This window comes from Campylobacter sp. 2018MI01 (assembly GCF_018501205.1).
GTDB lineage: Bacteria > Campylobacterota > Campylobacteria > Campylobacterales > Campylobacteraceae > Campylobacter_E.
In genome coordinates, this window is the sequence record NZ_JAHCZE010000150.1 from 1 (window position 1) to 460 (window position 460).

Sequence of the window (460 nt, forward strand, 5' to 3'; positions counted from 1 at the left end):
GTTTTTGCACCGGGAAGCACATTAGGATCGGATCATAAATATATACGTTTTACCTACGGCCGAGTAGAAACAAAATCCATTCCTGAGGGAATTCGACGGTTTGCACAATCGCTAAAGTCTTTGATACCAACATGCTGAGTGACCAGCATGGTTTCTATTGAATAATACCCGTAGCTCAAAAATTAGGGGATATAAAATAGCTCTTGCATGGAATAGTCCTTTAAAAGGAAAGTGAGATCCTTCAGTTCCATGCAAGTGCGCTTTCATTTTTCTTACCCTTCCGAGTGCTGCATCTGTTTTTTTTTCGATGGAGCAGCAAAGCCTTATTAGGCGGCAGGTTTTCTAACGTTTCCACTACTTCTTCGGATGAATGCCAAACGGCTTCAACAAATGATAGGCAATCTATTTCAACCACTTTCGCACTTCCTCTTCCGCAAGTCCAGTGAGATCGGCAAGATCT

General features: G+C 42.2%; 1 protein-coding gene. It reads right to left on the minus strand.

The genetic code is table 11. The annotated features are described in order from the left end of the window. Nucleotides 1-241: 241 nt before the first annotated feature. Nucleotides 242-460 (minus strand): hypothetical protein (locus tag KJQ97_RS09425; RefSeq protein WP_214120696.1); only part of this gene is annotated, 219 nt, incomplete at its 5' end.